This is a genomic window from Shewanella sp. SG44-6 (assembly GCF_014164185.1).
GTDB classification, from domain to species: domain Bacteria; phylum Pseudomonadota; class Gammaproteobacteria; order Enterobacterales; family Shewanellaceae; genus Shewanella; species Shewanella vesiculosa.
Map to the genome: position 1 here is coordinate 1 of NZ_JACJER010000059.1, position 19,466 is coordinate 19,466.

20 protein-coding genes are annotated in these 19,466 nt (G+C 44.3%); 1 reads left to right on the forward strand and 19 read right to left on the reverse strand.

Translation table 11 applies throughout. The features are described from left to right. Positions 1–1,142, forward strand: a 1,142-nt coding sequence (locus H5185_RS11925) for a methyl-accepting chemotaxis protein (protein WP_182742178.1), incomplete at its 5' end; no start/stop codon positions are given. Positions 1,143–1,233: 91 nt separating this feature from the next. On the opposite strand, the gene H5185_RS11930 is transcribed toward H5185_RS11925, so the two are convergent. From H5185_RS11930 to H5185_RS12020, 19 genes are all read right to left on the reverse strand, one after another. Continuing rightward, positions 1,234–2,460 carry a beta-ketoacyl-ACP synthase gene (locus H5185_RS11930; RefSeq protein WP_182742179.1) on the reverse strand — a complete coding sequence of 409 codons (1,227 nt, stop codon included), beginning with the start codon at positions 2,458–2,460 and terminating at the stop codon, positions 1,234–1,236. Continuing rightward, entirely contained in the window at positions 2,457–3,182 is a 726-nt protein-coding gene (locus tag H5185_RS11935) for a 3-ketoacyl-ACP reductase FabG2 (RefSeq protein WP_124017455.1), read from the reverse strand. The genes H5185_RS11930 and H5185_RS11935 overlap by 4 nt, the downstream gene beginning before the upstream one ends. 50 nt (positions 3,183–3,232) lie before the next feature. Next, positions 3,233–3,736 carry a hotdog family protein gene (locus tag H5185_RS11940; protein ID WP_182742180.1) on the reverse strand — a complete coding sequence of 168 codons (504 nt, stop codon included), beginning with the start codon at positions 3,734–3,736 and terminating at the stop codon, positions 3,233–3,235. A 4-nt stretch (positions 3,737–3,740) separates the two neighbouring features. After that, positions 3,741–4,943: a beta-ketoacyl-[acyl-carrier-protein] synthase family protein gene (locus H5185_RS11945; protein ID WP_182742181.1), complete on the reverse strand. Its 1,203-nt coding sequence runs from the start codon at positions 4,941–4,943 to the stop codon at positions 3,741–3,743. A gap of 51 nt (positions 4,944–4,994) precedes the next feature. Next, positions 4,995–5,615, reverse strand: a complete 621-nt coding sequence (locus tag H5185_RS11950) for a DUF3261 domain-containing protein (protein WP_182742182.1) — start codon at positions 5,613–5,615, stop codon at positions 4,995–4,997. Then, a complete protein-coding gene (locus tag H5185_RS11955) occupies positions 5,605–6,867 on the reverse strand; it encodes an NAD(P)/FAD-dependent oxidoreductase (RefSeq protein WP_182742183.1) in 1,263 nt (420 codons plus the stop codon). Before H5185_RS11955 ends, H5185_RS11950 begins: the two co-directional genes overlap by 11 nt. Beyond that, positions 6,868–9,267, reverse strand: a complete 2,400-nt coding sequence (locus tag H5185_RS11960; RefSeq protein ID WP_182742184.1) for an MMPL family transporter — start codon at positions 9,265–9,267, stop codon at positions 6,868–6,870. After that, positions 9,267–10,019 carry an outer membrane lipoprotein carrier protein LolA gene (locus tag H5185_RS11965; protein ID WP_182742185.1) on the reverse strand — a complete coding sequence of 251 codons (753 nt, stop codon included), beginning with the start codon at positions 10,017–10,019 and terminating at the stop codon, positions 9,267–9,269. Before H5185_RS11965 ends, H5185_RS11960 begins: the two co-directional genes overlap by 1 nt. Next, a complete protein-coding gene (locus H5185_RS11970) occupies positions 10,019–10,450 on the reverse strand; it encodes a thioesterase family protein (protein WP_182742186.1) in 432 nt (143 codons plus the stop codon). The genes H5185_RS11965 and H5185_RS11970 overlap by 1 nt, the downstream gene beginning before the upstream one ends. Then, positions 10,451–12,013 carry a histidine ammonia-lyase gene (gene hutH, locus H5185_RS11975; RefSeq protein WP_182742187.1) on the reverse strand — a complete coding sequence of 521 codons (1,563 nt, stop codon included), beginning with the start codon at positions 12,011–12,013 and terminating at the stop codon, positions 10,451–10,453. A 3-nt stretch (positions 12,014–12,016) separates the two neighbouring features. Further along, positions 12,017–13,774: a glycosyltransferase family 2 protein gene (locus H5185_RS11980; protein ID WP_182742188.1), complete on the reverse strand. Its 1,758-nt coding sequence runs from the start codon at positions 13,772–13,774 to the stop codon at positions 12,017–12,019. Continuing rightward, positions 13,771–14,160, reverse strand: coding sequence for a thioester dehydrase (locus tag H5185_RS23450; protein WP_182742189.1), 390 nt, complete (start codon positions 14,158–14,160; stop codon positions 13,771–13,773). Before H5185_RS23450 ends, H5185_RS11980 begins: the two co-directional genes overlap by 4 nt. Then, positions 14,153–15,520 (reverse strand): AMP-binding protein, encoded by a 1,368-nt coding sequence (locus H5185_RS11990; RefSeq protein ID WP_182742190.1) that lies wholly within the window; start codon positions 15,518–15,520, stop codon positions 14,153–14,155. Before H5185_RS11990 ends, H5185_RS23450 begins: the two co-directional genes overlap by 8 nt. After that, positions 15,513–16,064 carry a hypothetical protein gene (locus H5185_RS11995; RefSeq protein WP_124017467.1) on the reverse strand — a complete coding sequence of 184 codons (552 nt, stop codon included), beginning with the start codon at positions 16,062–16,064 and terminating at the stop codon, positions 15,513–15,515. Before H5185_RS11995 ends, H5185_RS11990 begins: the two co-directional genes overlap by 8 nt. Continuing rightward, positions 16,064–16,312: an acyl carrier protein gene (locus H5185_RS12000; RefSeq protein ID WP_182697739.1), complete on the reverse strand. Its 249-nt coding sequence runs from the start codon at positions 16,310–16,312 to the stop codon at positions 16,064–16,066. The genes H5185_RS11995 and H5185_RS12000 overlap by 1 nt, the downstream gene beginning before the upstream one ends. Before the next feature lie 8 nt (positions 16,313–16,320). Continuing rightward, on the reverse strand, positions 16,321–16,575 hold the full coding sequence (locus H5185_RS12005; protein ID WP_011635842.1) for a phosphopantetheine-binding protein: 255 nt from the start codon (positions 16,573–16,575) through the stop codon (positions 16,321–16,323). Positions 16,576–16,602: 27 nt separating this feature from the next. After that, on the reverse strand, positions 16,603–17,454 hold the full coding sequence (locus H5185_RS12010; RefSeq protein ID WP_182742191.1) for a lysophospholipid acyltransferase family protein: 852 nt from the start codon (positions 17,452–17,454) through the stop codon (positions 16,603–16,605). Next, on the reverse strand, positions 17,447–18,208 hold the full coding sequence (locus H5185_RS12015; protein ID WP_182742192.1) for a beta-ketoacyl synthase chain length factor: 762 nt from the start codon (positions 18,206–18,208) through the stop codon (positions 17,447–17,449). Before H5185_RS12015 ends, H5185_RS12010 begins: the two co-directional genes overlap by 8 nt. A gap of 239 nt (positions 18,209–18,447) precedes the next feature. Continuing rightward, positions 18,448–19,329 carry a DUF3014 domain-containing protein gene (locus H5185_RS12020; RefSeq protein WP_124017471.1) on the reverse strand — a complete coding sequence of 294 codons (882 nt, stop codon included), beginning with the start codon at positions 19,327–19,329 and terminating at the stop codon, positions 18,448–18,450. Positions 19,330–19,466: the final 137 nt, after the last annotated feature.

The following is a 19,466-nucleotide window of genomic DNA, read 5'->3' on the forward strand; positions in this document are numbered from 1 at the left end:
ATCATATTGGCTTAACCTATATTCAGCTGCAAGGTGTGAGCTTGTTTGATACTCCAGTGATGATATTTGCCGGCGATTGCAACTGGACCATCATGTTGGTCCATGCATTATTTGCTGCCGCCGAAACCTTTATTCTTATTCGTATTGCCTTTTTTATGCGCACCGATGCCGTTGCCAATCAACGTATTGCCGGTGCCATCGAGCAGATATCGTCTAATAAAGATTTATCAATACGCTTATCTTCTGCTGACACACCAGCGGAGATATCCTTTAATTTAATGCTCGAAGAGTTGTCGCAGCTATTTAATGACTATCGCGATATTGCCGTCAAGATGGGCAGTACTTCAGATAATTTGATGAGCTTGAGCGAGCAAGCTCAGCAGGGGGTTCAACAGCAAAATGCTCAAGCTGGAATTATTGCCGAATCGACTCAACATGTGATCGATAGTTTTCAGCAAATGGCTCACGATAGCCAAGTTTCAGCAGATCAAGCAAGAGAGGGGGCAACCTCAAGTATTGGTGATCGTCAAAGTGCACTAAATATCATGAAAGACATGCAGGCGCTAGAAACCAATATGACTGAAGTGACCGAGTCGATGACTGATTTAACTCAAGATGTCACTTCGATCACCACTTTACTTCAGGCGATCCGCAGTATTTCAGATCAGACTAACTTACTGGCATTAAACGCAGCCATTGAAGCGGCGAGAGCGGGTGAGAGTGGCCGAGGTTTTGCGGTTGTGGCAGATGAAGTTCGTACTCTAGCAAAACGGACTAGTCAATCGACCGATAGCATTGAAAAAGTACTCAGTCGTTTGAATGTCAGCATGTTAAAAACCGTTGAGTCAATGGATCAAGGTAGGCAGCGTACGAGCCAAAATGTACAGCATACAAATAATATTGCCCAAGGGTTAGATCAACGTTCTGGTCAGATTGGCCAAGTGGCGACTTTGAGTAACAATGTGGCTAATGGTACCCAAGAGCAAGCGGGTAGACTGACTCAAATTGGTGCGGAGATTTTAGATAATGCCAAAGCGGTAGTGCTGCTATCGGAACAGGTGCAAAAATTGGCCGGTGGAGCGGTAGAGATGAAACGCATCACCGAAGATTATCAAGCTAAAGCCGCTGCTTATAAAGTGTAATCCACAGTAAAACAGGCGAATGGATAACTTTCGCCTGTTTTATTATTTGCTTGTCGCAGACAGCAAGTTGGGCTTATACAGCTTGCTGCGATCAGCGCCAGCGTTTAAAGATTAATGAAGTATTAATGCCACCAAACGCAAAGTTGTTGCTCATAATATAATTGGTGTCTATGTAGCGTATCTCGTCTTTAATATAATCGAGTTGTGCGCACTCAGAGTCAATATCCGTGAGATTAAGCGTTGGCGAAAACCAACCCTCATTCATCATTTCGATACTGGTCCAGGCTTCCAATGAGCCACAAGCCCCTAGAGTATGGCCGGTATAACTTTTAAGTGATGAGATTGGCGTATTAGCGCCAAATACCGCATAAGTTGCAGCCGTTTCGGCTACATCTCCCCGATCTGTCGCCGTACCATGAGCACTGATATAGCCAATTTCTTGTTCGGATAATTTGGCATCCGTTAAGGCTAAACGAATCGCCACTTCCATCGTTTTGGCATTGGGTTGGGTGACATGCTGGCCATCTGAGTTTGTGCCAAAACCAATTAACTCAGCATAAATTTTAACGCCACGCGCTTGAGCATGCTCAAGCTCCTCCAATATTAGTGTACACGCACCTTCACCGATAACTAAACCGTCTCGTTGGCTGTCAAATGGGCGTGGTGTTAGCTCTGGTTGATCATTTTTGGTGCTGGTGGCAAATAAGGTATCAAATACTACCGCTTCAGTCGGGCAAAGTTCTTCAGCACCGCCGGCCAACATAATCGTTTGCATACCGTACTTAATCGCCTCGTAGGCGTAGCCTATGCCTTGGCTGGCTGATGTGCATGCACTACTGGTGGTATGAATTCGGCCCTGTAAGCCAAAAAACACCCCCACATTGACTGCCGTTGTGTGCGCCATCATACGGATATAGCTGGTGGCGGTTAAGCCAGACATTTCGCCGGTTTTTAACATCTCACCAAATCCAATAATGGGATCGGTGCTGCCAGTTGATGAACCATAAGCGACTCCAACTTGGCCAGAATTAAGAATAGGATCATCTAATAACCCCGCATCCTCTAACGCTAATTCACTGGCTCGAGTGGCCATTAGAGACACTCTACCCATGGAGCGAATTTTTTTGCGTGAATAGTGCTTAGGAGTAACAAACTCTTTGACTGGTGCCGCAAGACGAGTATTTAAGCCTGGGTATCTGTCCCATTCATCCATGCGAATGACACAATTATGTTTAGCTAATAGGCTCGCTTTAATTTGCTGCCAGTCTTGGCCTAATGCAGAAATGCCGCCAATTCCAGTCACGACCACACGCTTCATATCATGCCTCCATTAACTGAGATCACTTGACGAGTAATATAGGCGGCATCATCTGACATTAAAAAGTTAGTCAGGCCCGCTATTTCACTGGGTTTACCCATGCGTTTCATCGGCACTATTTGGTTAACCATTTCGGTTGGAATATCGCTGACCATATCGGTTTCAATTAACCCTGGGGCAATGCAATTGACAGTAATTTTGCGCTTTGCCAATTCAAGAGACAGCGCTTTAGTGGCTCCAATAATCCCCGCTTTTGAGGCGCTGTAATTGACTTGACCACGGTTGCCTGCAATGCCAGATACTGATGCGAGAGTGATAATGCGCCCGCCTTTACGTGCTTGTACCATCGGCATCACCGTTGGGTGAATAACATTATAGAAACCATCAAGATTGGTGTGGATCACGCTATCCCACTCCTCTTCGGTCATGGCAGGAAAGGCGGTGTCACGGTTGATGCCAGCATTCAGAATTACCCCGTAATAAGCACCATTTGCGTCAATGTCCGTTTCGATAGCAAGCTTAACTGCCTGGCGGTCAGCAATATCAAATTGCAATACGCTAACTTGAACACCAAGATCTAATAAGGTTTTTTGTACTTGCGCCACTGCGGCATGATTGCTGTGAAAGTGCAGCGCAATATCAAAGCCATTTTCGGCTAATTTTATCGCAATGGCTTTGCCTATTCCTCGGCTTGAACCGGTAACTAATACTCTGTTATTCAAAATGTCTCTCCGTGATTTATTCGAGGAACTCCAATAGGATGTAAAAAGGTTTATTGATCATGCTTAGCCGTGGCTTGGCTTTCATCAATATAAGCTTGGGTATCTTTGGGTTGGAACACATTGATATTGGCTTGTGCTATTAAGGTATCTTGATGATAAATATGGCAATCAAATACCGCTAACCCCGACTCTTCTTGGTACAGTCTAGTCACTTGAGTGCGATATGACTGGCCTAAGGTAAAAGTGTCTATATGCATTTGTAGCTTGCGGGTACCGAGTAAAAAACCGGCTAGGATAGCTTCGTTGTCTAGTCGTGCTTCGATGCCTGCTAATGCCGCCACGCTTTGAGCCATATATTCTATCGCAACATAATTAGGCACCCCATTGATTTTGCTATCAAAAAAAGCACTGCTAGGGCTAATATAGGTTTCTGTGGTTAGGCTATCTGGACGATGCTCTAACAGCTTATCAATTAAGATCATCGGCGCACGGTGCGGAATAAAATTGCTAACATCTTGCGCTAACATAGCAGCATCGGCTGTGAGTGTAGACATGAAACTAGGCATCCTTTCGACAAAAAATCAGGCTGGCATTACTACCGCCAAAGGCAAATGAATTACTCATAATGAAATTGAGCTCACTGAGCCCAGTATTACTGTGGGCATTAATCAAGGATATTTGCGGGTCGTTATCATCAAATTGGCCATCCCAGACATGAGGAGGTAGGCGCTTACTATGATTAAGGGGACTTAATAACAAATAGCAAAAGGCTGCTTCAATGGCTCCAGCAGCTCCCAAGGTATGGCCAGTTAGTGGTTTAGTTGAGCTACACAGTGGTGATAAATAGTTAAATAACGCATTTATTGCGCGAGACTCCATGGCATCATTTTTAGGTGTGGCAGTGCCATGCAGATTGACATAATTAATCTGCTGCGGCGAAATATTAGCGGCAGATAGCGCCAATTGCATAGCGGCAATTGCGCCATGTCCTTGGGGGTGTGGCGCTGAAATATGATGTGCATCGGCAGACTCGCCTATGCCCGCCAGCATTACATCGCTTTGGCCGCGTTCTAAAGTGAATAAGGCTGCACCTTCACCAATATTGATCCCATCGCGATGGTGACTGAATGGATTACAATGACCTTTGGATACCGACTCTAATGCAGCAAAGCCATTAACAGTTAGTTGGCATAAACTGTCTACGCCACCCACTATCACCATATCGCATAAATTGGCATTAAGTAATCGTTGGGCACTGGCAAACACTTTGGCGCTTGATGAACACGCTGTAGAGACGGTATAACAAGGGCCTGATAGCGAAAATAACTGCTTAAGATACTCACTAGTACTGCCCAGTTCCTGCTGTGAATAATGGTAGCTTGGCGGGAAATTGCCATGTTCAAGCTTATATTTTAACGCCGCTTCGCCTTTAGAAATACCTGAGGTACTCGTGCCTAACACGACGCCAATCCGATCGGCTCCAAAACGTTGCTTGGCTTGCTCGACGGCTGGGATAAGCTGCTGAGCGGCGGTGTTTAATAAACGATTATTCCGACAAGCAAACAGGCTTAAATGATCGGCGATAGCGATTAAACGTTTATCATCAACGCAACCGACTAATGTGGGCGCATTGAACAGCAAATTATCGCGCCATTGCATGGCACTGACATCACCATTAATGAGACGTGGCAACACTTCTTCAGGCGAGTTGCCCAGAGGTGTACACAATCCAATGTGAGTTATTGCAATGCGACTATTCATATTTGCTTATATGGCCTATTTATCACTGTCTGTTTATTGGTGGCACACTGATTATTCAATCGGGTTAATTTGCAGGTGAATATCAGCTGCATCGATGTCAACATTCACTTGTGCCAACCAAGGATCAATATTGTTGTACGTTAATGTTATTGACGCGCCATTATCATCGACCAGTTGCTTACATAGTGCCATATCACAGGATATTGTTACCAAGTTTCCACCACTCAATTGTTGATTAACTTGCTCTGTTGGCCAGTAAATTAACTGCATTATAGCCATCAAGTATTCTGCTTTAAATTGTTCACCCAATAACAAACTTTGCTTACTTTGCAGAGTTTGCCCATCGTACACTAGAGTGAATAACGCTTGCCCAAGCGGGGCTAATCCCACTAATGTCATCCGTTGTGAATTAACGTCAAGCTGGGTTAATAACTCATGGCTATCTTGGCCACGGGTAAAGTTAACCATTTGAGTTAAATTAATGTCTCGATGCTGAGCATCAGTTAATACCGACGAGGTTGGATTTAAGCAATATTGTGCTTCACTCGTTAGAGGGACACAAGTTTGTCTGGCTATTTGCTGGCTACAAGCGGTTAAAAAGCTTAGCAGAAACAGGGCAACAACACGGCGTGATAACACATCAATAAAATGCCCAAATAAGTTAAGCAACATTGGGCTCCCGACATAACTCGACAATGGTATTGAGGCGGCGTTCAGATTCTTTTACAAATGGGTTATTCATGTCCCAAGCATAGCCGGCTAAGATTGAGCAAATCATTTGTTTAATGGTGTTGTTAGCTTGTTGATAGAAAATGACATCTTGAAATCGACCATCATACCAAGCTTGGACATAAGTTCTAAAGGTATTAACCCCTTGCATTAATGGCTCTGAGTATTGGCTATCCCAATCAATTTTTTGGCCATTAAGTTGCTTATGTAAACATGCTACAGCCATAGACGCAGATTGCATTGCAATCGTTACCCCTGATGAAAATACCGGATCAAGAAACTCGCCTGCATTACCCAGTAAAGCAAACTTGTTGGTTGCTAAAGTGGTGACGTTGGCCGAATAACCTTTTAGGCTGGCACAGGGCTGAACGATATTAGCCTTGGTCAGCAAGCGTTGCAGTACCGGCTCTTCATTGATGATAGCTAACAACTGTTGTTCAAGACTACCGGATAAACGTTGGAGTAAATGCGGCTCAGCGACCACCCCAATTGAACACCGATTATTGCTAAAAGGGATTAACCAGTACCAAATATCCTTATGCTTGGGGTGCACGCTAATGAGGATCTTATTGCGATCAAAACTAGGATCGCTGATGTTGTCTTCAATATGGGTAAAAATAGCACTTCGTGGGGGTAACGTTGACGATTGTTCTAGGTTTAACAATCGTGGTAATACTCGACCAAAGCCACTGGCATCAAGCACAAATTTAGCATTAACCTGATACTGTGATCCTTGCTCGTTGGTTACGGTTAAGCGAGGATCGTGAGTTAAATCAATTGCATCGACTTGATGTCCAAATCGAATCTCAACCCCTTGGCTTATTGCTGTATCAGCTAAGAGTTTATCAAAATCAGCCCGCTGAACTTGAAAGGTGGTACCCGGGCCTGGAGTAAACTTATCGGTAAAGTCGAAGGTGGTATAGCGACCTTGGTGGCTAAATGCTGCGCCGTTTTTAAACTGAAACCCAGCATTATTAACGGCTTCGAGCATGCCGGCTTGTTCAATAAATTGCATGCAACAGGGGAGTAAGCTTTCGCCAATTGAAAAACGCGGAAAATGTTGTTTTTCAATCACCACAACGCGATGGGCCTGCTGGCGTAACAAGCTTGCGGCTATAGCACCTGAAGGGCCGGCGCCAATGATGGCTACATCAACATCCATGTTGCTGATTTTATGTGTCTGATGGCTTAACATTTACACTGTTTTCCTTGTGATAAATGAAATAAATGGTGCGAGTAAAAAGGAAAAACTGATCCCAAATAATAATGTAAGACCAAAAAAGTGAATCGCATGAGTTTGACTCAGCGCCAGCAAACCAAAAGCCAATAGTGTTGAACAGGCTGACATAAAGATAGCCATCATGACTCCGCGACTGGTGTGTTTGGCTTCGGCGAAAAAGAGACTGTAATCGATACCAATTCCCAGCACTAAAATAAGCGCTAAGGCGTGAAACAAGCTAATGCTTGAGCCAACTAAGCCTAAACACGCCAGGGTGAGCAGCACTGATAATGCGGGTACTGAAACAATGGCTAATGCCAGCTTAATGCCGTATTTAATACTGAAGAGTAGGCAGGCCAAAGCAAATACCCACACTAGTAACTGCAATGTTAGTTGACGATATTGGCCCATTAAAGCCGATATATCGCCGACTTTATCAATTAACTGCACCTGCCCCAAAGACCAATCATGGCGAGTCAGTCGTTGCTCAATAGAGGCTAATGAGTGAATGCCACCTAGCAATACAATTGCGCCATATTGCTGGGTTTGGTCTGTGGTCGCTACAGCACCAAGCCATAAGGCACGTAAGTCATCATTGGCTAGGGCTAACACTTCTTTTGGGGTTAGATATTTTGATTTTGCCTGATCAAGTTGTCTCAGCAGGCTGGTATTTATGTTGTCATCTAGGCCCATGTTGCTAATGATTTCGTGCAAATGTTGCTGATAAAGTTGTTGTTGTAACTCATAATTATGGCGTTGACTGGCAATGCTGGGCATAAAGCGGCTTAGGCTAATGGCTTGGTCTAACTCGCCATCGCCAATGGCTTGATTAAGCACAGGTGTCAGTTGTTCTAAGGTTTGCAATAAACCTTGTTCATTGTTACTGCTGACTAAAATAAATTGGTTGTCTGTGCCGCCGCTAAGTAGTTGTCTAAGCTTATTTTCTTCTGTGGTGATGGCTGCAGGACTTTGCTGTAATTGGCGAATATCATCATTAGATTCTGCTTTGGATAAGCCAAAAAATAATATAGCGGTTAAACACAGCAGCAGTGCCGCAATGGTGATTTTTTGCCACCATTGCGGCGCAGTAAAAATGCGTTTTAATAACGTTAGATAACCTTGGGCTAGGGTTAATCCAGGTGTTGGTTTAAGCGCATGGTTGCCCAATAATGGGAACACCAGTAGTAGGGTTAGGTACGCACCTATTAAGCCAGCGGCGCAAAATACTGCCACCTGTTGCATCCCTGGAAAGGGGGTAAAACCAATAGCGATAAAGGCACTGGCACTGGTAGCAAGAGCGAGAGTGAGCGCCGGAAAAATACGCCTTAAGGTATCACTGGCGTTGTCATTGGGGTGAGCCTGTTTTTCACAGTAAAAGTGAAAGCTGTAATCAATCGCTACGCCAATTAAGCTGGTGCCAAATACCAATGTCAGTAAATGCAGCTCGCCAAAAAGGCTTAAGGTGGCGACTAGCGCAAACACCACACCGCTCGTTAAGGTAAGTAGTGCCGCGAATAATGGCATCACCGATCGAAATGCCAACCAGACCAATAAGATAATCCCCAACATGGAAATTAAGCCAATGCGGCTGATCTCTTGTTTGGCTGACTCGGTGGCAGCAATGGCATGAAATAACGCCCCAGCCTTAAGAAAGCTCACTTGGGAATATTGCTGGTTAATGTGACTCAATGCAGATTCCAATGCTTGAATTTGCTGTTGCTGAGCGTTGGGGCTAAAGGTGCTGTCACGGCCTTTGGCCATCACAATCGCCGCCACACCGTCGGCAGTATCTGTGAGTAAAATACCCTGTTGGCTGCGCAGCGCATTATTGGGCGATAACGCCAGTAAGTTGGCTGGAAACATCAGTAATGGATCATTGCTGAGCAGTTGGCTGTTGGCAAAACCAAATGCGCTATAAAGTTGGCTTTGGGCTGCGGTAAGCAGTTGGCGCCAATTATCGGTTTCAATGGCCTGCGCTTGCTCTGGTGTCAGTAAGCCAAAGCGATGTTCGAAGTAGACTTTAGCTAAGTGTTGTAGATTATCATCTGCGCCGCTGCGAACGGCAGTAAAGGGCGATTGATTGGATTGATTGAGCGATGTCATCAGCTGCTTGGCTGCGCCGATAGCTTGGGTTTCGTTTGGGGCAATTACCGCAATATACACTTGATTAGCCAGTTGCTGTTCTACCTTGTTTAAGGCTTTCTCGGTAAGCTTATCTTGTTGTAGGTGCGGCAACATGGCTAAAATATCAGTCTGAATATGTGCACCTTGCTGCCATTGCACAAAGCCTGTGACTATCATTGCTAGCAGCAATACTCCCCATAAGGCAAAACGCCCAATGGGAGATAACACTGCATTAAGCGATAATCGAAGCATTATTGATTAGACTCACTGCCAAGGCTAAAAAGCTCGAGTTCAGTTGTGCTGAGCGGCCCTTGCTGGGCATCAAGAAATTGAATTTGAGTATAATCGCTGATATCGGCCTGGCTGCTGGTGATGATTAATGAGCGTAATAGAGTATCGCCACTGAGCGTGATATTGCCCATGGATGCGCGTAGTTGTGGGTCTTTAGCTTGCAAGCCGAGTTGCCATGGCGTGCCTGCGTTGTAATTAGCGGGCATAAATAAGGTGAAATCCGCACTTAAAGCAGCAATATTACCCGCCATAATTGCTTGCAGTAACCGCGGTACTTGCTGTGCGATTGGACTACCACTGGCCATAGCATTCAGTTGTTGGACCTTGCCTTGGCTGTTTTGCTGAATTAACTGCTGATCTTTTAGCACCATCAAGGTGCTAAATGGTCGCAGCTGCTGCCATACTAACCCTTGCGTCGGACTAAAAATAAATTGTCCCTGGCTGAGCAAGGGCTTTTTTAGCACCTGTAAGTGACGCCGCTGAATAAACTGCCCTCTGGTATCAAGTTGTAAATTCAGTTGTTGCGCTAGCGCACTGAGCGCTTCTGTGGTGGCGGGTTGAGTATACAACGCCTGAACATCTGCCAGTTGTGCTTGAGTCAGTGGTTTATTACCGCTTGCTAGTGAATGTTCATTGGCGGAAATACTGCCAAGAGGCAAACAGAGGCAGATCACTATCCAAACCTGAGTAAACATGCCTTTGCGAGTATTCATTAAGCTTGGCTCACATCAAGTAATCGACGAATTTTTTCCTGAAATACTTCAGGGGTGACAAAGCATAATTCTTCGGTCGTAATATCTACCGCAGCTTGAATGGTATAGCCTTTCGTTATCCGCGCATTGGTTTGGGCATCAACAATTTGGTAGTTAATGCGTAAACGATTTTCCCATTCAACAATGGCGGCGAACACTTTGATTTTTTGATCAAAAGTGCTGCTTTTAACATACTTTACTTGCACATCGACAATCGGCCACGCATAACCCGATTGTTGCATAGTACGGTAATTATAACCGAGTTTATCCAGCAATAAGCAGCGCACAACTTCGAAGTAACGTAAATAATTACCATGCCAAGTGATGCCCATCGAATCAACATCGTGAAACGGGATCACCATGTCCATTTCGGTCAGTAATAAACCTTTCATTTAGCACACCTCCCACAGACCCAATTGAATCTTTTCCACTGTTTGGCGCAATACCGTCTCTAAAGGACGGTCTTCGGTTAGCAGTTCAAAATCTTCGCTGACTTGGGCTAAGGTCGTTGCAAGAGAGGGGGTTAATGAACTCGCATCGAGTTCTTGCTGCATAATACGCAGTTGAATACCTTGGCTCATGGCTAACAATGCCGCGGCAGCGACTTGTTCTGTGAGCTGTAAAATACGCATACAATCACGTGCAGCTATGGTGCCCATGCTCACTTTGTCTTGGTTGTGACATTCTGTTGAACGTGAAAACACGCTGGCTGGCATAGTGTTTTTTAATGCTTCAGCAGTCCATGCTGATACGCCAATTTGCACGGCTTTAAAACCGTGATTAATTGCACGGCGCTCACCTTCTGCAGCGGATAAATTAGCCGGTAAGCCATTGTTAAATTTAGGGTCCATCACTAAGGCCATTTGGCGATCGATTAAGTCGGCGATATTGGCTACGGCATTTTTCATCGCATCCATGGCAAAGGCAATATGGCCACCATAAAAATGACCACCATGGAGAATATGTTCACCTTCGGCATCAACAATCGGATTATCGTTAGCGCTGTTAAGTTCGGTTTCAATAAACTGACGCATAAAGGGTAGAGCATCTTGCAATACGCCGATGATGTGCGGTGCACAGCGGATAGAATAACGGTCTTGAAGGCGGTCTGAATTTCGGGGATGCACATGATGATTTAAGTCCTCACGGATCCAACTGGCAATCTGGTTTTGACCTGGGTGGGGCTTGGCGGCAAATAAAATTTCATCAAAATGGTTTGCGTTACCCTTGAGCGTTAACGATGCCATGGCGGTGATCCGGCTTGATAGGCGGGTTAAATATTGCGATCTGTCATAGGCTAAACAAGCAAGAGCCGTCATAACAGCAGTACCATTCATTAATGCGAGACCTTCTTTAGGACGCAAAGTTAATGGAATCATGCCAAATTGTAGATAAACATCTTTAGTCGCTTGGCGTTTACCTTGGTAAATCACTTCGCGTTCGCCAACTAATACTGCAGCAAGATAAGATAATGGGGTTAAATCGCCACTGGCGCCGACCGAGCCCTCTTGGGGGATCACTGGAGTAATATCATTGTTTAAGAGCCACTCGATGCGTTGTAGCAGTAAATAACTTACGCCTGATTTGCCCACAGCCAGTGAGTTTAAGCGGCAAGCCATAATCGCGCGGGCTTGCATCGGGCTAAATACATCGCCTAAGCCACAGCCATGGAAGCGGGTTAAGTGCAGCGGTAATTCGTGAACTAAATCTAAGCTAACATTAACTGTACACGAGTCGCCGTAACCCGTTGTCACGCCATAAACCACGCCTTCTTCATGGAGTACGCTGTCAATAAAGCGTGCACCTTTTTGAATATATTCAACATAGTCAGCAGTATCTGTCAGTTTGACCGCAGCGCCTTTGGCTATAGCCACCACTTGCTCAAGACTAAGATAGCGTTGGCCTAAATGCACTGTGCTGTCGGCGGTTGATGACATTGAAGATGAATGGCTCATTAATTATCTATCCTGACTGGGTAAATGGGTTGCGCTTGAGGGAGAGTGCTGAGTATTACGCCATACCAGCTCGTCTTTGCGCCAAAAATCGAAAAAGTTAAACCATTGCATCGGAGCGAGTTGGGCAAAATGCGCTAAGCGTTGGCTGTATTGGCTCATGGCGTCGGTTAAGCGTTCAATTCGACCTGTACGTGGACCTTTTAAGCTGTCGCTTAGATGTTCAACATGTACTTGATAACGGCCATGCTGACGAATACAAAATAAGGTGTAAACCGGGCAGTCGAGTAAGCTTGCTAAAATAAATGGCCCTTGTGGAAACGCTGCATCTTGGCCTAAAAACGGTAAATAGGTTACACGGCCCTGGCTGCTCGACGAGGTGCGGTCAGCGGCAATTACCACAATTTCACCTTGGTCGATTTTTTGCTGCAGTAACATGGCAGTACTCGGATCGAGCTCGTTAACATGGATTAAATTTAGGCTACTTTGTGGATTAAGCTGCTGTAGAACCTTATTAAAATTTTCCGCATTTTGGGTTAGCACCATCACATTCACTTTGACATTTTGCTGGTGGACAGAGATAGCGCGGCACAGTTCCATATTACCTAAATGCGACACAATTAATACGGCGCCCCTGCCAGTAGCCGCTTGATCTGCGAGTATTTTACGGTCGTCAAAGTCGACTTGGTCTAGATTTATCCGGTTACACCAAGCGTCAATTCTATCGAGGGCGGCATTACCAAAGGCAAAAAAATGTTTGAGGCTATCGCGCCAATTGACCTCGCGACTGAGATGAGGGTGATTGGGTTGTTGCTGTTGCACTCGGTGTAAAAAGTCTAATGATGCACGGCGAGCTGTTGAGCCAGTGAGAAAAAAATAACAAATTACTGGATACATAACCGCTCGGCACAACCAATGCCCGCCCAAACGATAGCATTGGGCTAACAGCTTAATCCCCCAAAAACTGCCTCGCTCGGTCATTGTGGACCAATGTTTTGGTGACTGAACTTGAGTTGGGGGCGACTCTTTTTGCTGTAAAAACCGTGTACTAATAATACGTGGTAGACGCGCTAACATGCCAAAAAATAACTTGGTGTGCATCCAGCTGATGCGCACATTATCCTGAACGCCTTGAAAGTGACTGATGCCATCTTCAGGATAGATGACTTTGGTTGGCACCTGCACGACGGCAGTGCCTTGCCAGTAAAGCTTGACCATGATCTCAATATCAAAGTCCATCCGTTCGCCTAACGCGTGCTGGCTAAATAATTGCTCAGTCGCAGCGAGTGGGTAGATCCGAAAGCCACACATAGAATCTTGAATATCAAAACTTAAGGTCTCAACCCACACCCAAAAATGAGTGATATAACGCCCGTATAAACGCCCTTTAGGCACAGACTCATCATAAATTGGTTGGCCAGATATTAATGCTTGTGGGTACTGCTCACTGGTCGATATTATTAACGGAATATCGTCTAAATTATGCTGTCCATCAGCATCGACCTGTAATACATGACTAAAACCATCACGATAAGCTTGGCGCAGCCCGCTAGTCACAGCGGCTCCTTTACCACGATTAAACGGATGACTAATAAGCGTTACCCAGGCAAATTTTTCCGCCATGGCGTGCAATAGGTAACGAGTTTCATCTTGGCTGCCATCATCAACCAAATAACATTGCAGGTTGAATTTTGCCAACTCTGCGAGGGTTTTCTCTATGGCGATATGATGATTGTAGTTAGGAATAACCAAGGCGAGCTTCATGAGTCACTCTCAATATTGGTTGCTGCATTAACCCATGCGGGTTTGATAACAATGCGCCCAGAAGCAAAGCGTTTATCTTGATCGCGGTAACTAAAAATCAGTTTTGCTTTTTGCGCTTGGTGTTCAATCACCAAATCAACATAGGTGTCGGGTAATATGAGTTGCTGAAACTTAAGTACTTCTAATGTGGCAACCTTAGCGGAATAGCCAAATGCCTCGCAACCCAATTTGACCGCCCAATCGACTAGAGTTATCCCAGGTAATACAGCTTGCTCTGGGAAATGGCCCTTAAAAAAGGCTAAATCTGCACTAATAAATAAGCGCCAATGATAGCTATTATTATCGCCTTCATGGCTAATGATATGAGGTAATTCGGACTTAATCATGACTAAATAAGGCTACAATTTCTGATTGGGTACGCTTGCCTTGGCTATTGAGCGGCAAGTTTTCTGGATAGCGCCAGCGTCTTGGTAACGTGATGCGCTCAAACTGACTTAACAAATGACTTTTTAATGCATTATTAACTGCCAATTTGCCTTCGTCCTTTAGGGTTTGCAAGCCTAAATCGCTTAAACATATTGCAGCACCTAACATGGTCCGCGGCTGTTCTAATACCGTGACTGCAGCTTCGCGCACAAAAGGATGTGTTTGCAGTAAATGCTCAACTTGGGCTAATGACAAACGTTTTTCTTCAATTTTTACAATGCGGTCAAGTCGGTGTAATAAACGGAACTGACCATCATTTACCAGTTCAATTTTATCATCGCATTTTAACCATTGAGTCGGGTCGTCTAAATAGACTGACTGCAACATTAATGCTCCATCTTGTGGCGCGATATCAATATTGACTTGGGTAAAGGCTTGCCATGGCTGCTGAGGTTGCAGCTGGCGGCGATAGGCAATACCGCCAGTTTCAGTACTGCCAAATATTTCAATAGGTAATTGATTAAAACAGTGCTTAACCGCCTGGGCAGCCTCAAAGTTTAACGGGCCACCCGAGCTGAAAATTAAGCTAGGAATTCGTTGTTGCCTTTGGTTTTCAAGTGCATCAGGTAAGCGAGTCAATTGAGCAGGGCTACTGATTAAACATAAATTTGGCATAATAGCCAAGTAGTAGCTTAAGGTTTCTGGATAGTCGATTTGTTCGCTTAAGAATGCGCGGCTCGCAGCCAAAGGCCAGAGAATTTTAAATAATAAGCCGTAGATATGTTGATGCGAAACCGTTGAAACGACTGAGCAATGAGGTAAATGTTCGGCGAAGGTGTGTTCAAGAATGCTGACTTCAGCATCCAGTTGTTGCAAGGTTTTCTTAACCGCTTTGGGTTGACCGCTACTGCCTGAGGTGAATAAGATTAATTCCCCCAAGGTTTCTGTTTTCGGCCAAGGTGCAGCGGGTAAACTTAATTCTTTTTTTAGCGCAATGTATTCACGCACCTCACATAGAGGTCTGTCGGCAATAATGGCATCAAATTCATGATTAAGTTGGCTCAAGGTGCCACCTTGGGTGTTGGCAGGTAATATCACTTGTTTACCCGCCAACAATGCCGCGCATAAACCTGCGGCAAATACGTCACTGTGCTTGGCGGCAAGCAACCAGCGCTTCGCTGTACTTTGGCTCAGTTGCGCATGCAGATGAGCAACTTGGGCACAAAATAATGATCCCGTCATGATGTCATGATGATCAAAGCTTATCAGCTGCTGAGAGGCCGGCCCTGTTGCTAACCAATTGAGTAAAAGTTTATTCATGTTTTTTCAACCAAAAACGACGGTAAATCCATTCTCCACTGAGCAGCATACCCATAAGCAGATAAGCTATCAGTCCGTTGTAAAGTGTCCATATTTCAATACTGGTTGCTATGGCCGTATAGGCAGCCACGGCACCATTAATAATAAATAACCCACACCAGAGTATGGTAATAGTGCGTAAGTAGGTAATGGCGGAGTCTGGTAAGTCAGGCTCTTTTAAGCGCGCTAAACGCTCAATCATGCTTGGGCCATTAATCAGTGAATAACCAAATAATCCCAACATACTCATATTTATCACCACTGGATAGAACAATAACCAGTCGTGACGCTGAGCAATAAAACTGGCTGCAGTTAATCCTATACCAATCAATATTGGCAGCGTCATGGATTTTACTTGCTGTTTATTGATAATAAATCGCATTATTAACGATAAGCATAGTAATAAGGCGATTGTGCCCGGTGGTAAATATTGCAATCCAAAGTACACAGCTAAAGGATAAGTGATAATAACCAAAGTTGTGATAATCAGCAGGACCAAGCGCATTAGCTTTTAATTAAACCTTCAATAGCATTGACGATATCATCGACGCTTCGCACTGCTTTAAAGGCTTCAGGCTGAATTTTTTTGCCGGTCTGCTGTTGCAATTTAATCACCAAGTCAACGGCATCAATACTGTCTAAATCCAGATCTTCGTACAAAGTGGCTTCGAGGGTGATATCTGCCGCATTTATTTCAAAGTCTTCAACTAAAATAGCGCTAAGCATTTCGAGTATTTGTTCACGATTTTGCATGCTAGCTCCTAAACACGTTGAGATTCAATAAAGCTAGCTAAGCTAGCAACACTGAAAAAGTGTGCTTTAGTTGCATCTGAATTGGCTTCAATTTTGACATCAAACTCTTTCTTAATCGCCAAGCCCAACTCTAGCGCATCGATTGAGTCTAACCCCAGACCGTCACCAAATAAGGCCGCGTCAGTTTCGATATCATCGACAGTGACATCTTCTAAATCTAAGCAATCAATGATCAGTTGTTTTATTTGGTTGTGTAAGTTCATTATTTGTCTTTCTTATCAGTATGGCTATCAATTGAACTTGATAGGTTGTTTAAGTGTATCAATGTAAAACTGCTGCAAGTCGCGCGTCAGCTGTCGAGCCATTTTGGCTTCATTACCCTGTTGAGCATCATACCGCAGGTATGGGATGCTTGTGCCAATTTCTACTGACATATTGATGGTTTGTCGCGGTATTTGGTACCAAGGTTGTTGTTTGGTTAAGCCGGCAACATCGGTTCTTAATACTACAGGTAAAATATCTGTTTGGGTGCGAAGCGCAATATTGGCGGCGCCACGAGCAAATGAGTTAACGATATTACCAGTTAATGTTCGGGTCCCTTCTGGAAAAATAATTAAGTTAGTATCACGATTTAATACCTGCAAGCAGTCGTGCAGGAGCCAATTGACTTCGCGATTGGGAATATACCCTACACTGGCGAGTACGCCGCGAAAGAATGGATTACGCCATAAACCTTGTTTGACAATACAGCCCGCATTAGGCATCAAGCTAATTAATACCACCACATCCACTAATGTGGGGTGATTAGCGATAACAATTTTCCTTTTAGCGTGTTGCAGTGCTTCGATATTCTTAGTACTCACAGCAATCACCCCAGCAAAACTAAGCATGGCGACAAATATTCTAAACATCCAGCTGACTAATCGTTGCACTCTTGCAACTCGCAGTTCTGGTTTAGTGGGCCAAAGTTGTAATAGAGGTAAAATAGTTAATGAACACAATAGGCCACCTAAACCAAAGGTAATATAACAGCCAACTCCAGCTAACCAGCGAGGAATATATCGCACTCCGCTGAGTTTCGGTGCGGGTGTTTTTGTTGACTCAATAGCATCAGCATGTGGCATCTCGTGTTGATCAGTCATGGTGTTCAAGCGACCAATACCAATGGCACAATTTACCTTGAATATTTTTTGCGCTAACAATATGGTGGATTAACTCGCTTAAACTTATATTTTTTTGTCCCTGTGGATTAGCGACATCCAGTGGATAATCAGACAAGCTCAGTGTTGTCCGTTGAGGCGCCTGTTTTTCAACGTGGTAACCTATGTGATCTTTTGGTGCAAGATACAACCCCAAGGCGAGGGGCAGTTCGACTTCGTTAGTAAATTCGCTGTATATCGGCGGCACAGGATCGTCACCAAAAATGACTAATAAGGGCTCTGGAGATTGTGCTAATTGGGCATAGGCTTCAATAAGTGCTTGAGAAAGGGTTTGTTCACCAGCAGCAATGGATGTAGAGGCTGTAGTGTTATTATTTACAATGCCAAAAATACCACTGGCAGTATTATGCACTGACTGACTAAAAGCCATTGGTGATAAAGCTTGCTGCTGGGTAATGTCATTAAGTAAGCCTAATGTTCTCGTGAGCTCGCCATGACGAGATGAGAAAATGCTCCGACAATGCTCTTCTGGCTGGCATTGGTGAGCTGCTGTTAGCATCATTTTAGTTAAACGACTAAAACGACGACGTTGCATGGCCGGAATGTGCTTTAAAGCTGGCGAGTCGGGCTTAGGCGTCAAGTTGCCATTTGGCTGTTGCCATTGTAGCCAACTTTCTGTGGTTTGAAAGTTTGGTGACCATGCCCCCCATGATAGAAGCTCAAATACTAACTGCATGACTTTCCCTCTATAACTGCCAAGCTATCCTTATTTAACAGTTAATAATCATTTAAATAATAAAGATTAGTTAACCTTAGCGATTGTACACTGAAGTTAATGTAGATAAGAAGTCATGCAAACTAAAAAGCCTAATAGTGGAGGGGGATTAGCTAAGGTGATGGCTCAATAAAAAACGCGACATATGTCGCGTTCATTTTTGATAGCTTAATCTGCTAGGGTTACTCGTGGTTATAAGCTTATTTGTTTGGAAAACTTTGTTGTAGCTTTTTGACCGCAGCTTTAATTTTACGAGTATTGTCAGGTCCCATACGGATCAACAGTTTTTGTGCACTGGGCAACGCTTCAAGGTTAGGATCAACGTATTTATAGTTCACACTGATTGATGAAAGCTCAATAGGGTCTTCAATAATCGGGGCGCTAGCAACCATGCTAAAAGCTTGCTGCATACGCTTATCAAAATCAATATCACTGTAACCGAGTTCAGTAAACGCTTCAGCAAAGAGTGGTTTTAATTCAATATAAGTAGCGACTAAATCTTTATCGTTCAAGCCTTCGATGAAATTCGCATACAAATCATATCGATGATATCCATCTGGATTAAGATAGGTTTTATTGGTTATCTCGCTCACAGTAAATTGGGTATCAGGGCCTTTTAACGGGCTTGCTTTATGCACGATATCACCTTGGGCTAGGTTATCAACAAACACCACAAATTGGCGAGCTATGTCCTTTTTCAAGATCATCGGCGCAATTTTCATACCGTTGGCAATGGCTAATGTTTTTGCTTCAACAAAATCATCAGATTCAGCTAATACTGGCAGAGGCTCTGCCACTGCAGCAGACGATTCAGATTCTCCAGCGGGAACCATATCATCAACAGTGCTAACGCTTTGCGGTTCTTCAATCGGCGCTTGTTCTATTGGCACCTCTGGTACTGATTCTGGCAGTTCAACTGGCGTCATGACAACCGGTTCTAATTCTTCGGTATCATCACTCGTAAAATAGAAGTAACTGCTGGCGCCTAATAGCGCGATAACGGCTATAGCGATTAATAGCATGTTAGAGCCAGTTTTTTCCGTGGCTTGTGGGGTAATTCTATCTTCTTCATTAACTTGCATTTCAATTCCTTGGCGTTATAGCTAATCGATACAAAGATCTAGATGGAGTCGAAAAATTCTGCATGATACTAATTACATTCAATAACTAAACAGTTGCGGAGGACTGATTTCAAATCGCTTTCACTGCGTTAAAGCTT